This window comes from Desulfallas thermosapovorans DSM 6562, from assembly GCF_008124625.1.
In the GTDB taxonomy this organism is placed as follows: domain Bacteria; phylum Bacillota; class Desulfotomaculia; order Desulfotomaculales; family Desulfallaceae; genus Sporotomaculum; species Sporotomaculum thermosapovorans.
In genome coordinates, this window is sequence record NZ_VNHM01000008.1 from 109,208 (window position 1) to 122,271 (window position 13,064).

The following is a 13,064-nucleotide window of genomic DNA, read 5'->3' on the forward strand; positions in this document are numbered from 1 at the left end:
CTTTTTAAATGGCCTAAAGCCCAACAGCTGTTCTATTAATTAGCCCGCCTCACCGCGTCCACCAGGGTTTTTGCCTTTAATTCCTCCAGTCGATAGAAATCAGCGCCCATAACCCAGGCCAGCTCTCGGGTTACACCGAAGGTTACCCGGGTATTTTTTTCCACATCCACCACCAGGGATTTGATTCTCTTGTCAACGCTTATTATTTCTCCGGCCTGTAGCGCTTCCAGCAGTGGCTTGGCGCCGCCCAGGCTGACGTTGCTTTTGCCGTCTGTAATGATAACCAGCAGCGGCGCTACCTCCGGGTGTTTGCGAAGGTGTATGGACGCCAGTTCATATGATTTTAGGAGCCCTGCTGCCAGTGGTGTTTTCCCGCCCACCGGCAAATCTTTCAGCAGTCTTTGTCCCATATCTACACTGTTGGTCGGTGGCAGTAGAATTTCCGCGGTTTTGTCCCGAAAGGTTACCAGACCGATTTTATCCCGTTTTTGATAGGCGTCCACCAGCAGAGAAAGGATGGCCCCCTTGGTCTCTGACATTCGCTGCCGGGCGCCCATGGAACCACTGGCGTCCACCACAAACAATATCAACTGCCCGGTGTGTTTTTCCCGTACCTTTTCCCGGATATCAGATTTCTCAATAATTACGGCCACATCAACGTCCTTTTGCCGCCGGCACTGGTACGGGGCGGCCGCCCGCAACGTGGCATCAAAGGCCAGATCATTCTTGCCCGGCTGCATGGTGCTGCGTACGTAGCGACCGGAACGCAGTGTAGTTTTAGTCCAAAAGCGCCTCCCGCTGTCCCTGCGTGCCAACCGGTCATGGCCGGCGGATAAATGTTTAACCAGGAAAGGTTCGATGATATTAAATACCATTTGATGTAGCAGTGGGGAGGACCCGTTTTGGAAATTCCCCCGTGCTTTGCCGGTTCCATTGCATGCCGGCGCATTATTCAAAGAATTATTGGCCGTGGGCACCGGCCGGTTTGCCCGGCTGCAATTGCTGTGGTCCACATGGTCCGGGTTAGCCGGTTCACCTGGCTGCTGGTTATTATCACCGGGATTGGCTTTTTCACCTGGCTGCTGCTCTCCCATTTCCCTTTGTCCGGTTGTTTCATGGTTATCCATACCTTCCATATGGGACTGCTGTCTGGACTGCCGGGCACGGTGCAGTAGCACCAGCTCGGCGGCTGCCAAAACATCCTGTTCCTGTACTTCATCCCGCCCGTGCCAGGCCGCTACGGTGCGGGCGGTGGCAGCCAGGGTGATATCGGCCCGGTGTCCCGGTGTCCCCCGGGCAAGGCACAAACCGGACACCAAATTTAACAGCTTACCGGTTATCTTTACCCGGGGCAATAATTTTTTGGCGGCGGTAATTCGCTCCCGCAGCTCTTGCTCCCGGGCTGCCCAGCGGGTGTAAAATTCCCGGGGATCGGCTTCAAATTGCTCCCGGCGCCTGATTATCTTTACCCTCTGCCCGGGGTCCAATTCCCCCTCCACCTGCACACAAAGCCCGAAACGGTCTTTAAACTGTGGCCGCAAATCTCCCTCTTCGGGGTTCATGGTGCCGATCAGTATAAATTGTGCGTCATGGGTATAGGAGATCCCTTCCCGTTCCACCACGTTTACCCCCATGGCAGCTGCATCCAGTAATATGTCAACAATATGGTGATCCAGTAGATTTACTTCATCTATGTAAATAATACCACGGTGTGCCCGGGCAAGCAGCCCCGGCTCAAATGTAGGAACTCCTTTCTTGATGGTTTGCCCGAAGTCAAGCCCACCCAGCACCCGGTCTTCGGTGGATGACACGGGTAATTCGATCACCTGTACCTGCCGCCGGGTTTGCGCCAGTATTTCCCCATTTGCCAGCCGTTTGCGGCAATGGGCGCATAGTCGCTCGGCTTTTTGCGGGTGGCAATTAAAGGGACAGCCTTTAACCACCGCCACTTCGGGCAGCAGCGCCGCCAGAGCACGCACCGCAGTGGACTTGGCGGTTCCCTTGGCGCCGCGAATTAAGATACCTCCTAAATGCTCATTTATAGCGCATAATATCAAGCCCAACTTTAGTTTTTCTTGACCGACAATAGCAGAAAAAGGGTAAACCATTCGGTGATACGCACACATTGGCGGCTCCTTTCCTAACCAGGACAACCAAATACAGTTAAGGCCTACTTGTAGTTTAATTATAACATATGTTCATAACCAGGTGGGCAACTATTAATTAATAAAAATTTTTTTGTATTTACCAGAAGCTATATAATATAAAAAAGGAAGGAGCACGTTGATTATTGTTTCAACGTGCTCCAAAGGCCTTGGAGGATTTTGATTAATATAAACCTTCCTGAACTACACCTTCATAATTAATGTCATTTTGCAGTAAATCTTTATCCCTTAACCAGGCGATAACATTGTTGACGTCCTTTTCAACCGGAAGTTGTGGCTGTGGGTAGCTCTGGACTTGATAACTGTCTACAATTTGTTCCGGGATATTAATGTTTGCCACCATGAGACCTTTATATTTATCGGGTTCACTGTTTATATCCTGCACCGCTCTGGCATAAGCCTTGTAAAAGCGGGAAACCGCCTCGGCTTTTTGATCCAATACCTCTTGCTTCATAATTACTACGGACTGGGAAAGGTTTTCTCCCGTTGTATCATCAGCCACTACCCTGGCTCCCTTGGATACAGCGTAGGATATGTTGGGGTCCGGGACCGTGATGGCATCAATTTGGTTGTTTAATAGCATTTCCACCCTCACCGGTATCTTAGCCACCGTCGTTTTTTGCACATCCGAGGGGTTCATGCCTGCCTGGCGTAAAATGCCGTCCGTTACATATTCGATAATGGAGTTGTTGGAAATGCCGATGCTTTTACCTTTCAAATCCTGCACCGTTTCAATGTCACTGCCGGGGGAGGCCACAATGGCAAAGCGTCCCTCGGGCGGGGTTGCCCCCAGGGCTATGGAGGTTATGCGCAAATCCTCCCCGGAGCTTTTCAGTAAGAGGGCGATCATCATATCTGTAACCATGCCGTCCAACTCACCGGATTGAAAAGCACTCTGGCTTTCCACGGGGCTTTGAAAGGGCACAAATTCCACCTGTACGTTCTCAGCGTCAAAATAACCGTTTTCTTGAGCCACCAGAATAGGCAAATTTTCTTCGATGGTCAGGGAGCCGATTTTTAATTTATTATCCGCTGTGTTCTCCCGCCCGTTTTGGGTGCAGCCGGTGGCCGCTGCCATTAATAAAATCATTGCCAGCAGGGTAGTTACTAAAAACTTGAAACGCATTGACTTACCTCCCGGTATTTAAATTTTTCTTGCGGCCGCTTTTATAAATGAACCCAGGAACACAGCACCCTTTCGCAGGCGTCCAACAGTAAATAAAGCAGAAAACCCATCAGACCCATGGCTATGATCCCGGCGAACATTTGATCATAAGCTAAACTGCTCCAGGAACTCATAATAAAGTAACCGATCCCTTCCTGGGTGGCGTAGGTTTCCACCAGGAAAAGCACGGACATGGCAATGCCCAGTCCCAGCCTTAAGGAAGTTAAAATGGCGGGAAGACAGGCCGGAAAATATACGTGCCGGTACAATTCCCATTCGTTTGCCCGCAGGGATTTAACTGATTGCACGTATTCCCTTTGCAGGTTTCTGGCGGCGTCCCGGGTGGTGACCAGGATTAAATAAAATATGGTTAAAGTGATCAATACAATCTTGGAAAGGTTACCAATCCCCAGCAAAATTAGAAAAACCGGCAGAAATACTACTTTGGGTATGGGGTAAGTAAGATATATCAGGGGCGCGGAAAACTCATCGGCCCTGCTGTTTTTCCCCAAGTACAACCCCAAAGGGACACCCAAAAGAGTGGAAATGACCAGACTAACCCCCACCCGGTAAAAACTAATCTTGATGTGGGGGAGTAAATCACCGGTAATAAGTTGAAAAAAACTTTTGAATGCCTCCAAAGGAGGTGCCAGAGCAGGGGTGTTTAATACTACAGATAGTAAATGCCAACACGCAATCAAAAATAAAATGGATATTAAAACGTTCAAGGGTTTCTGAACAATGTCTTTTTGTTGCATAATTATTTGACACCCCTTAAACACGAGCGCAAAGAGCCGGACATTTCCAGAAATTCCACTTTACCGCGGGCGGTGTATTCACCGGCCAGCGGGTTGGGAAGTTCTTGAATAATAGTACCCGGGCATGCTGACATGATAAAAATTTTTTGTCCCAGGAAAACTGCTTCTTCTATGTTGTGCGTAATGATGAGAATTGTTAGTTTTGTTTCCTGCCAGAGCTCAATAAGAAAATCCTGCATTTCCTCCCGGGTAAGGGCATCCAGGGAAGAGAAGGGCTCGTCCATGAGTAGAAGTTCCGGTTCCAGAACCAGCGACCTGGCAATAGCCACCCTTTGCCGCTGGCCTCCGCTCAGTTGGGCCGGATACCGTTTTCTTAAATGTAGTAGCCCCAACCGGTGGAATATTTTTTCGGTTTTTAAATCGATTTCTGGTTTGGAAAATCCTTTAATTTTCAGGCCCAGTCTAACGTTATCCCATACGGTCTTCCAGGGTAATAAACCATAATCTTGCAAGATTAAAGCTGTTCTATCGCTGTCCCTGGGCGGTTTACCATTTATTAATACCGTTCCTTGGTAGCTTTGATTTAAACCGGCCAGAACGTTTAACAGTGTACTTTTGCCACATCCCGACGGTCCGATAATTACGCCTGTACACCCGAAAGGAAGGGATAGACATACATCTTTCAGGGCGGGGGTTATTTGTTTATTATGAACATATTCCACGTATAAAGATTTAATTGATAAATAATCCATCTTTTAATTCTTCCCCAGCCCTCTCATGTTGAAATTGATTAATGTTTTACATGCCATATCCATATCCGCCGGTTCATCGCCGTTGATCCATGATAAAATAACCTCACGGAAGGCGCCCACAAAGGCGGTAGCGCTAACCCGGGTATCCTGAATTGGTATCAACCGCTGTTCCATTAGTTCATCCAGATCGATTTTGGTGAGCCTGATCAAGTCGTTTTCTATATCCGTAAATTTGGTGTTAACAACCGCACTACTTTGGGGGGAAAGGTCTAAAAGGATTTTGGCCAGGTGTTTTTTTTTCATAAATGTTCTAATACAAGCTTCCATGGAAGCGGCCAGCTTGTCAAAACCGTTGGTATACTGGGTTCTTTCCTTTTTAATAATTTCAAGGAGCTCATCGTAAAACTCTTTGATGATGGTGTCGATTAAAGCTTCTTTATCCTTAAAGTACAAATAGAATGTACCCGTGGCGATTCCGGCCTTTTTGGCGATGGTCTTGATGGAAATGCTGCCCGTTTCTTCCTTAGCCAGGATTTCCCTGGCCACGGTTAGTATTTTCCTTTTACGTGCCTGTTGTTTTTCAATTACTTTCTTGGTCTTGTTGTATACCATTGCAGACTCCCGTAGATCTATGCCAGGTTATGTAAATGCATGAAATGAACTTGGTTCAGTTTATGCATTTGATTTTATCCTGTATATTTTGCAATGTCAAGTATCAAGTAACCATAAAAGGGCAGGTGGTTGTGCATAATAACAAAAACTAAAATATAGGTGATATTATGGATAATAGTAATAATGAAAGAAAAAAGCATGTCCTGGCTATGATAGACCGCAAAAAACCGTCAGTGGCAGCCGGGGACGATAAATTTCTCAAGAAAGAGGCCGGTGGAAAGGACAAAGCCAGGGGTGACTACACACGTGTCACAACCTTTTCCTATGATGAAGTAGACCCGAGCTGACTTGGGTATAATAAGGGGGCTTTTAGGTTGAAAAGTTATAGAAAAGAACTGTGGTTTGAAGTTTCCAAGAGGCGGGAATTGATTAATATTACCCCGCTTGTGGACGAGTGTTTAACGGAAAGCGGTATCAAAGAAGGACTGCTCCTTTGCAACGCCATGCACATAACGGCCAGTGTATTCATTAACGACGATGAAGCCGGGCTTCACCGCGATTTCGAAAACTGGCTGGAAGAACTGGCACCCGAAAAGCCATATTCGCGTTATCACCATAATGGTTTTGAAGACAACGCAGATGCCCATTTAAAGCGTACTATCATGGGAAGGGAGGTCGTAGTTGCCGTCACTGACGGCAAACTGGACCTCGGCCCCTGGGAACAAATTTTCTACGGAGAATTTGACGGCAAAAGACGAAAAAGAGTATTAGTTAAAATTATTGGTGATTAACTTAATGATAGGCAATGCCTTTGGGGTAACAACCTTATTATTTATTTTTATCCTCTCGCTGCTCTGCCCCGGGTTTGCCCGGGAAGCGACCCGCCGGGCGGGTCGCTTCCCGCAGCAAAAATTCGATGTGGGCGTTGACACTGCGCAGCATGATATCAAATGGGGGTTTATGTAAAATGCAAGTATTGGGGGTGGTTGCCTTATTACATATTGCCTTAAAATGGAGGATTATGCACATTTTAAATTATTTGATATATTATGATAATAAAATGAAAGGAGTGTCAACATGTCTGACGACGCAAAAACCCAGGGCTATATGCCGCCCCCGTATTGCCCGCCGCACGCCACTGAACCCCTTGATGCCATGTATCCCGACATTTATTACCAGGTTTATCCCACTGTTAAACGTTACTGCGAAATGTATGATAACCCGAATACCCCTGGTTGTCACCCTTACCCCAGTAGAACTTATGTGGAGCAAATGGCTGACCAGATTTACCAGCAGGTTGCCGTTTCAACCGGCTACCCCCTGGAGAGACAGGGCGGTAGAGGATTGCTCAGATCGCTGGTATTAATACTACTCATAAGGGAGTTGTTGAGAAGAAGGGGATCATATTAAAAATTCGGCACCAAAAATTCAAAAATATAAGTCCTGCAGGGCTATAATAAAATGGTAAAGCTTGACCGCGCGTGAGGTATAAATAGAATAAACCGCACACTGAAGGTGCGGCTTATTCTATTTATACGCAAATGTCAATTTTTCTTTTTATCCACGTAATGTAAATAGAGCATTCTTATTGCATCCAACCAAACCAGCGGGTCCAGCCTGTCAATTTCCCTATACTTTTCCTCACCCAGGTTTTCAATCAATAACTTTTTAAAACCTGCGTCATCTTTGCTGAACGCGACAACATCCTTAAGCGGCCGGTTTTTAAATATGTTAATCAGTAAATTGCCCAGTTCTTCGGGTTTCAAGCAACCACCCCCTTTATTTAATTCGGTGTCGTGGTTGCAATTTCCTGTAATTACGCCAATTATTAAATTAAAACCGCCGCCCGTACCAGATTGTTTATCAAAATGCAGACCAGTACGCCCACGGTGGTGGGTATCAAAGCGGCCAGTAACGTCCAGCGCCAGCTGCGTTGTTCCCTGTTGATGGTGAACAGTGTAGTGCCGCAAGGCCAGTGGCAAAGAGAGAAAACCATAGTACACAGGGCCGTCAGCCAGGTCCACCCGTGCTGATCCACCAGCAGGTGGCGCAGACCGGCCAGGCTGTCCAGTTCCATCATGGCACCGCCGCTAACGTAGCTCATAATCAGGATGGGTAAAACAATTTCATTGGCCGGCAGGCCCAGTATAAAGGCCAGCAGTATAAAACCATCCAGCCCCATAAACCGGGCCAGGGGGTCCAGCCACCCGGCGATAATATTTAATAGGCTGGCACTGCCAACGGTGCTGTTGGCCAGTAGCCAGATTAGACCTCCGGCGGGAGCAGCGATTAACACGGCGCGGCCAAGTACAAACAAAGTGCGGTCCAGCACCGAGCGCACCAGCACCTGGCCCACCAGAGGCTTTCTATAGGGTGGCAGTTCCAGGGTAAAGGATGACGGCTCACCCCGCAGTAGAGTTTTGGATAGCAGCCAGGAAATCGAAAGCGTAACGGCAACGCCAAAGACCACCAGCCCGGCTACGGCGAGGGTGGCCACCGCACTGCTCAGTGAAAGGGAAACCGACCCGGCTATGAAAATGCTTACCAGGGCAATTAGTGTGGGAAACCTGCCATTGCAGGGCACAAAATTATTGGTTAACGTGGCAATCAGCCGCTCCCGGGGCGACTCGATGATACGGCAGGCGATGATGCCCGCGGCGTTGCAACCGAAGCCCATACTCATGGTCAGGGCCTGCTTGCCGTGGGCGCCGGCCTTTTTAAAAAAGCGGTCCAGGTTAAAGGCCACCCGGGGCAAGTAGCCCAGGTCTTCCAACAGAGTGAACAGCGGAAAGAAAATGGCCATTGGCGGTAGCATCACTGCCACAACCCACGCCAGGCTGCGGTAGACGCCCAATACTAAAAATCCGTGCAGCCAATCGGGGGCGTCAAGGAGCATAAATAAATCCGTCAGCCGGGCCTCTATCCAAAAGAGTCCCGTTGCCAGCAGGCTTGAAGGTATATTGGCGCCGGCAATGGTTACCCAGAATACCACCGCCAGTATACCAAACATGATGGGGAATCCCCATAAGGGTGATGTTAGTATGTTATCAATTTGACGGTCCAGGTCTTTTCGCCCGTTGGAAGTATAGCTGACCACTTCACCGGCTATCTGTTCGGCGGTGCGGTAGATGCCGGTAACAATACTGTCCCTGACTTGACCCTGGCGCGGGCCGGTGATTGTTCGGGCCTCTTCCAATAATGGTGTTAAGGATTTTGGTGGCATCAGGCCCACCCCTCCCGGGCCACCGGTATTACCGTTACTGCTTCCCTGTCGTTTAGATATTTTTCCATTGCCTTTACCAGGTTGATATCGCCGTCCAGCAAGCGCAGAGCCAGCCAGCGGGCATTTATATCCTCGCCCACCGCGTCCCGCACCCGGGGTTCCAGCCAGGCAACGGCTTCTTCCACCATTTGACCGTAGCGCACCAGCTTTGGCTTGGGCAGGATACATCCTCCGGCCACATCTTCAATCGCCTCTAGCAGCCGGGGCAGGCCTTCACCGCTTCTGGCGGCGGTGGCGACTACGGGTACCCCCATCCGGTTACTTAGTTTATTAATATCTATCCGGATTTTTTTGCGCCTGGCCTCGTCAATCAGGTTTACACAAACCACCACCTTACTGGTTATTTCCATCACCTGCAGCGCCAGGTTGAGGTTGCGCTCCAGGCAGGTGGCGTCCACCACCACAATGGTAGCGTCAGGCCTGGCAAAACAAATAAAATCCCGGGCAACTTCTTCATCGGCTGAGTTGGCCAGCAGTGAATAGGTGCCGGGCAGATCAATTATTTTGTATTGGCGTGAATTGTGTTGAAAAGTACCTTCGGCCCGTTGCACCGTTTTGCCCGGCCAGTTGCCGGTATGCTGCCGTAAACCGGTTAAAGCGTTAAATAAAGTGCTTTTACCCGTGTTGGGATTTCCCGCCAGGGCGATAACATAGTCATATGTTGCTGATTTTGTGTGCAGTGTTACCCTGGAGGTTAATTTTCCCGTTGATTGATAGGTAAGCCCCATTTTCCCGTCCCTCTCGTTTAATATTATGGTTTGACCGGGTTAAGTTTTAACGAGTAAATATATGATTAACCCGAAAAACGTAGCAAGTCCCTGTAGTTTTCGGTGTAAAGTTAATTCCAGGGAGTTACCAGTACTTGCCCGGCTACTTCCCTGCGCAGTGCTATTACCGCGCCTCTGATATTAAAAGCAATGGGATCGCCCACCGGGCTGCGCCGGATAACCTCCACTTTAGTGCCCGGAACCAGGCCAAGATCCAGCAGCCTGCGCCGGGTTAAACCCTCGGCCGTAATACCCGTAACCAGTGCGAAAGAACCGTTGCTCATGCGATTCAAAGTGGTAATACTACTCATGCGCTTCCCCCCATTGAACTTTATGGTGTTTTAGTTTGTTAAATGTATCTAACAAACCTATACAATAATATGTGATTTATTGAAAAGGTGTTACTATTCCGGCATGCCAAAAAGCGGTAGGGGGAATAAAATGAAAAAACCGGCTTCGAGGCCGGTTGGGCTCCTGGATATGCTGGCATTTGCAAAAGCAGCTCACTCAAAACTTGAAAGATTGCAGCGCTGGTCAATCCCGGTAGCCATCCACTACACCCAGTCCTTGTTCCTTTCTTTTCTGATAGTGTTGCAAATATCTCTGGGCACATTCGCCGTTGTGCTCAAAAAAGTCGACCAGGCTTTCAATGGCCCAGAGGGTGGGCATGGATAAATAGTGTTCCATGGCCTCGGCCTCGGCTTTAATATCGCAACCGGAATTGATTACGCGCAAAAACTTTTGTAATATACTGTTTCTTTCTACAAGAAACCGGCCCAGTTTGCGTCCTTTATCCGTTAAAACCAGTTCCCGGTATTTTTTATAGATCAGATAATTTTCACTGCTTAATTTTCTGGTGGCGTTATTTACAGAGGGCAGGGTTACATCCAGGCAGGCGGCTATGTCGCTGACCCGTACCACGTCGTTTTTCAAGGAAAACCGGTATATTTCCTCCAGGTAATCTTCCAGGCTTGGTGACAACAAGTTTTTTTACCCCCTTTAATTTGCCCTTGGTGGTTTATTATTATAAAACTTATATTAGACTAAGTCCCTGGTAGATTCTATTAACTTGATGCTGAAAAAATGTCTGGTCAGTTGTGATTTCTCGCCACTAGGATTCAACAATGTGTTAATAACGCAAAAATATTGTATGATAAGCAAAAGCCGGGATATATCCGGTGGCTTACACTTTTTTATTTGCAGGGGAGATGCTGCGTGGCCAAAATACTATTAGTGGATGATGAGCAGTTGCTGGTTAAGGGACTGAAGCGCAGTCTGGAAAACGAGGGGTATGAGGTGCAGGCGGCTTATAATGGAACCGAGGCTCTGTCCCTGGTGCGCTCCGAGCCCGTGGATTTGGTGGTGCTGGATATCATGCTGCCCGAGATGGACGGGCTGGAAGTATGCCGGCGTATTCGGCAGTTTAGTAATTTACCCATCATTATGTTAACCGCCCGGGGGGATGCAGTGGATAAAATTGTGGGATTGGAATTAGGTGCGGACGATTATCTGGCCAAGCCCTTCAACACCCGGGAATTGATTGCCCGTATCAGAGCCATACTCCGCCGGGTACCCCCGGAGCGACCCGGGACTTGCGGTGACCGGTTTTCAAATGAGTCAGGTAGGTCCGGTCAGGCGTATAAAGATATCTCTTGCGGGGAGCAAGTGACTGGTGGTGCACGAACCCGGGGGAATTGCTGCGCTCCGGGGGAGGTGATCAAAGCGAGCGGTTTGGAGATAGATGTACCGCGGCAGCGTGTACGCCGGGAAGGCCGGGCGGTTGAACTCACCTCCCGGGAATTTGATCTGCTGCTCACTCTGGCCCGGCAGCCGGGTCGTATTTTTACCCGGGAGGTGCTGCTGGATCAGGTTTGGGGAACGCGGTATTTCGGTGAGCCCCGGGTGGTGGATGTATATATTCGCCGGCTGCGGCAAAAAATTGAGCCGGATACCGCTAATCCCCGCTGGATCATGACCCGCTGGGGTGCCGGATATTATTTTGCAGGAGCCGATTGATGAAAATACCATCTAAAACGTCGATCCGCTGGAAAATGGCGGGTACTTATTTTGTGCTCATTGTCTTAATATTAGGGATTGCCAACCTTTTTTTGCTTCAGATGCTGGAGCGGAATTACCTTGGGGAAAGGGCGGCCACTTCCCTGGCCAATGCTAATATAATCGCCACCACCGGCCAGGATACACTGCTGCGTTCAGACCGCAATGCTTATTATTTAGCCCGGGATTTTGGCACTAGAATGGGGGTTCGGGTGCTGGTACTGGATCGACGGGGCAATATAATGGTGGATTCCTACGATGAAGAATGGCTGCTGGGCCGCTCTTTGCGCCACCAGGAAGTTAAGACCGCGCTGACCGGTACCGGCCAAACAGGCGTGCACCGGTTAAATAGTGGAGAAATGGTGTTATATGCGGCTGTGCCGGTGCTTCGGGATAAATCCACCGCCGGTGTGGTGATGCTGGTGGAAGGATTGGATGACCTGTATGCAGCGCTGGATGATATACGCCGTCAAATGCTTTTAGTTTCCCTGGTCAGCGGCTTACTGGCCGCACTTCTAAGTCTGGGGCTGGCCGGGCTGTTAACTAAACCAGTAAAGGAACTGACCGAAGCTGTGCGGCAAGTTTCCGCCGGTCACCTGGAGCAGCATATCCCGGCCCGTAGCAGTGATGAACTGGGGCAATTGGCCGCTGCTTTTAATGAAATGAGTGGCCGGTTGGCCGAGGCTGACCTTTTGCGGCGCAGGTTCTTAGCCGATGCTTCCCACGAGTTGAAATCGCCCCTGAGCTCGGTAAAAGCGCTGGCCCAGTCTCTGTTGGAAACCAACGAGCAGGACATTGGCGTGTACCGGGAATATTTGGCGGATATCAACAGTGAAATGAACCGCCTGGCCAGGATTGTTGATCACATGCTGCAACTGACTAGGCTAGAGGAGGAGGGGCCTCTGGTTAAAGAGAATACTGCAGTGGCCGGTTTGGTTGAACATGTGCTGCTGTTGCTGCGACCCAGGGCTTGCGAGGGGGGCGTTGCTTTGCAAACGGACATAGACCCGGCATTATCCTGGCCGGTGCACCCCGATTTGTTCACTGGTATTTTATTTAATCTTGTAGATAATGCCATCAGGCATACCCCCGGGGGCACAGTAACAGTGGAGGCGCAGGTGAAAAAGAAGGATTTAATCGTGCAGGTGGCGGACACCGGTGAAGGCATTCCAGCCGAAGACCTGCCCCATGTATTTGATCGTTTTTACCGGGTGGACAAGGCCCGCTCCCGGGTTACCGGAGGTACCGGGCTGGGCCTGGCCGTTGTTCGCCAGGCTGTACACCGGCACGGGGGAAGCATAAAGGTGACCAGCCGGCCTGGTGAGGGGACGGTCTTTACACTGGTGTTGCCCGGTATGGATTATGTGCACACGGTTTCATGTATATAATAAAGCAGGACCAAAATATGCTGCCGGTTTCGCCCTATTTTTTCGCGGTACGGTATGGCTAAAACCGGTCCGGAGCGGTTAAAATGCAGCTAAGTTGGTAAACATTGGTCTTATTTCAA

Annotated in this window: 16 protein-coding genes; 6 read left to right on the top strand and 10 right to left on the bottom strand. The window is 49.3% G+C overall.

Features of this window, described 5'->3' with window-relative positions; genetic code table 11:
- Positions 1-35: 35 nt before the first annotated feature.
- The 5 genes from LX24_RS08570 to LX24_RS08590 form a co-directional block, all read right to left on the bottom strand.
- Positions 36-2,108, bottom strand: a complete 2,073-nt coding sequence (locus LX24_RS08570) for a putative cobaltochelatase (RefSeq protein WP_243131681.1) — start codon at positions 2,106-2,108, stop codon at positions 36-38.
- Positions 2,109-2,328: 220 nt separating this feature from the next.
- Positions 2,329-3,291, bottom strand: a complete 963-nt coding sequence (locus LX24_RS08575) for an ABC transporter substrate-binding protein (protein ID WP_166511725.1) — start codon at positions 3,289-3,291, stop codon at positions 2,329-2,331.
- A gap of 41 nt (positions 3,292-3,332) precedes the next feature.
- Entirely contained in the window at positions 3,333-4,088 is a 756-nt protein-coding gene (locus LX24_RS08580) for an ABC transporter permease (RefSeq protein WP_166511726.1), read from the bottom strand.
- A 2-nt stretch (positions 4,089-4,090) separates the two neighbouring features.
- Positions 4,091-4,840: an ABC transporter ATP-binding protein gene (locus tag LX24_RS08585; RefSeq protein WP_166511727.1), complete on the bottom strand. Its 750-nt coding sequence runs from the start codon at positions 4,838-4,840 to the stop codon at positions 4,091-4,093.
- A 3-nt stretch (positions 4,841-4,843) separates the two neighbouring features.
- Positions 4,844-5,452 carry a TetR/AcrR family transcriptional regulator gene (locus tag LX24_RS08590; RefSeq protein WP_166511728.1) on the bottom strand — a complete coding sequence of 203 codons (609 nt, stop codon included), beginning with the start codon at positions 5,450-5,452 and terminating at the stop codon, positions 4,844-4,846.
- A gap of 167 nt (positions 5,453-5,619) precedes the next feature.
- Between LX24_RS08590 and LX24_RS08595 the strand changes: the two genes are divergently transcribed.
- The 4 genes from LX24_RS08595 to LX24_RS08610 all read left to right on the top strand — a co-directional run bounded on the left by LX24_RS08595 (position 5,620) and on the right by LX24_RS08610 (position 6,862).
- Positions 5,620-5,799, top strand: coding sequence for a hypothetical protein (locus LX24_RS08595; RefSeq protein WP_166511637.1), 180 nt, complete (start codon positions 5,620-5,622; stop codon positions 5,797-5,799).
- Positions 5,800-5,826: 27 nt separating this feature from the next.
- Positions 5,827-6,243, top strand: coding sequence for a secondary thiamine-phosphate synthase enzyme YjbQ (locus LX24_RS08600; protein ID WP_166511729.1), 417 nt, complete (start codon positions 5,827-5,829; stop codon positions 6,241-6,243).
- A gap of 4 nt (positions 6,244-6,247) precedes the next feature.
- Positions 6,248-6,418 carry a hypothetical protein gene (locus LX24_RS08605; RefSeq protein WP_166511730.1) on the top strand — a complete coding sequence of 57 codons (171 nt, stop codon included), beginning with the start codon at positions 6,248-6,250 and terminating at the stop codon, positions 6,416-6,418.
- A 111-nt stretch (positions 6,419-6,529) separates the two neighbouring features.
- Entirely contained in the window at positions 6,530-6,862 is a 333-nt protein-coding gene (locus tag LX24_RS08610) for a hypothetical protein (protein WP_166511731.1), read from the top strand.
- A 134-nt stretch (positions 6,863-6,996) separates the two neighbouring features.
- Here the strand turns inward: LX24_RS08610 and LX24_RS08615 are convergent, their stop codons facing one another.
- From LX24_RS08615 to LX24_RS08635, 5 genes are all read right to left on the bottom strand, one after another.
- Positions 6,997-7,218 carry a hypothetical protein gene (locus LX24_RS08615; RefSeq protein ID WP_166511732.1) on the bottom strand — a complete coding sequence of 74 codons (222 nt, stop codon included), beginning with the start codon at positions 7,216-7,218 and terminating at the stop codon, positions 6,997-6,999.
- 62 nt (positions 7,219-7,280) lie between these two features.
- Positions 7,281-8,675, bottom strand: a complete 1,395-nt coding sequence (locus tag LX24_RS08620) for a nucleoside recognition domain-containing protein (protein ID WP_166511733.1) — start codon at positions 8,673-8,675, stop codon at positions 7,281-7,283.
- Entirely contained in the window at positions 8,675-9,463 is a 789-nt protein-coding gene (locus LX24_RS08625) for a FeoB small GTPase domain-containing protein (RefSeq protein ID WP_166511734.1), read from the bottom strand. Before LX24_RS08625 ends, LX24_RS08620 begins: the two co-directional genes overlap by 1 nt.
- 110 nt (positions 9,464-9,573) lie before the next feature.
- A complete protein-coding gene (locus LX24_RS08630) occupies positions 9,574-9,813 on the bottom strand; it encodes a FeoA family protein (RefSeq protein WP_166511735.1) in 240 nt (79 codons plus the stop codon).
- A 223-nt stretch (positions 9,814-10,036) separates the two neighbouring features.
- Positions 10,037-10,486 carry a metal-dependent transcriptional regulator gene (locus LX24_RS08635; protein WP_166511736.1) on the bottom strand — a complete coding sequence of 150 codons (450 nt, stop codon included), beginning with the start codon at positions 10,484-10,486 and terminating at the stop codon, positions 10,037-10,039.
- 231 nt (positions 10,487-10,717) lie between these two features.
- On the opposite strand from LX24_RS08635, the gene LX24_RS15130 reads away from it, so the two are divergent.
- Both LX24_RS15130 and LX24_RS08645 read left to right on the top strand, forming a co-directional pair.
- Positions 10,718-11,518: a response regulator transcription factor gene (locus LX24_RS15130; protein WP_166511737.1), complete on the top strand. Its 801-nt coding sequence runs from the start codon at positions 10,718-10,720 to the stop codon at positions 11,516-11,518.
- Complete coding sequence (locus tag LX24_RS08645) at positions 11,518-12,945, top strand: sensor histidine kinase (protein WP_166511738.1); 1,428 nt, start codon at positions 11,518-11,520, stop codon at positions 12,943-12,945. The genes LX24_RS15130 and LX24_RS08645 overlap by 1 nt, the downstream gene beginning before the upstream one ends.
- Positions 12,946-13,064 lie beyond the last annotated feature (119 nt).

What these genes read in the sequence shown, in the direction of transcription:
- LX24_RS08570 (WP_243131681.1), bottom strand. Translation starts at nt 2,108, where the DNA reads ATGGTTTACCCTTTTTCTGCTATTGTCGGTCAAGAAAAACTAAAGTTG.
- LX24_RS08575 (WP_166511725.1), bottom strand. Translation starts at nt 3,291, where the DNA reads ATGCGTTTCAAGTTTTTAGTAACTACCCTGCTGGCAATGATTTTATTA.
- LX24_RS08580 (WP_166511726.1), bottom strand. Translation starts at nt 4,088, where the DNA reads ATGCAACAAAAAGACATTGTTCAGAAACCCTTGAACGTTTTAATATCC.
- LX24_RS08585 (WP_166511727.1), bottom strand. Translation starts at nt 4,840, where the DNA reads ATGGATTATTTATCAATTAAATCTTTATACGTGGAATATGTTCATAAT.
- LX24_RS08590 (WP_166511728.1), bottom strand. Translation starts at nt 5,452, where the DNA reads ATGGTATACAACAAGACCAAGAAAGTAATTGAAAAACAACAGGCACGT.
- LX24_RS08595 (WP_166511637.1), top strand. Translation starts at nt 5,620, where the DNA reads ATGGATAATAGTAATAATGAAAGAAAAAAGCATGTCCTGGCTATGATA.
- LX24_RS08605 (WP_166511730.1), top strand. Translation starts at nt 6,248, where the DNA reads ATGATAGGCAATGCCTTTGGGGTAACAACCTTATTATTTATTTTTATC.
- LX24_RS08610 (WP_166511731.1), top strand. Translation starts at nt 6,530, where the DNA reads ATGTCTGACGACGCAAAAACCCAGGGCTATATGCCGCCCCCGTATTGC.
- LX24_RS08620 (WP_166511733.1), bottom strand. Translation starts at nt 8,675, where the DNA reads ATGCCACCAAAATCCTTAACACCATTATTGGAAGAGGCCCGAACAATC.
- LX24_RS08625 (WP_166511734.1), bottom strand. Translation starts at nt 9,463, where the DNA reads ATGGGGCTTACCTATCAATCAACGGGAAAATTAACCTCCAGGGTAACA.
- LX24_RS08630 (WP_166511735.1), bottom strand. Translation starts at nt 9,813, where the DNA reads ATGAGTAGTATTACCACTTTGAATCGCATGAGCAACGGTTCTTTCGCA.
- LX24_RS08645 (WP_166511738.1), top strand. Translation starts at nt 11,518, where the DNA reads ATGAAAATACCATCTAAAACGTCGATCCGCTGGAAAATGGCGGGTACT.